This is a genomic window from Oleiphilus sp. HI0125 (assembly GCF_001635355.1).
The window spans coordinates 1-591 of sequence record NZ_LWGF01001476.1; the positions used below are offsets into that span (position 1 = coordinate 1).

At 48.5% G+C, this 591-nt stretch carries 1 protein-coding gene; it reads left to right on the forward strand.

The genetic code is table 11. The annotated features are described in order from the left end of the window. Positions 1-591, forward strand: a 591-nt coding sequence (locus tag A3762_RS24865) for a carboxyl transferase domain-containing protein (RefSeq protein ID WP_304439332.1), incomplete at both ends; no start/stop codon positions are given.

Consider the following 591-nt stretch of genomic DNA (forward strand, 5'->3'; position numbering starts at 1 on the left):
GGTTTTGCGAATCAAGCTCGTTTGTCCGCAGCAGGTATCCCGCAGTTCACGATTGTACATGGTAATGCGACGGCAGGTGGAGCCTACCAACCAGGTCTTTCCGATTACTCTATTGTGGTAAAAGAACAGGCCAAAATGTTCTTGGCAGGACCTCCTCTACTTAAAGCAGCAACCGGTGAAATTGCTACCGATGAGGAGCTAGGTGGTGCGGAGATGCACGCACAAACCGCAGGTACCGCAGAGTTTCTCGCTGAAGATGATTCCGACGGCATTCGTATGATGCGCGACATGGTCAAACAAGTACCATGGAACGAGCAACTCAGCTCTAAAGCAGAACGACAATGGGAAGAACCAAAATTTAGTCCTGACGAGCTTATCGGCGTTGTTCCAAGTGATAGCAAACAACCTTATGACGTTCGTGAGATAGTTGCGCGTATTGCGGATTCATCTGAATTCGTCGATTTCAAACCCGAGTTCGATAATCAAACCGTTTGTGGCTTCTTAAAAATTGAAGGCCATGCATGCGGGCTGATCGGTAACAATGGGCCAANCACACCAAAAGGTGCGGCAAAAGCTGCGCAGTTTATCCAA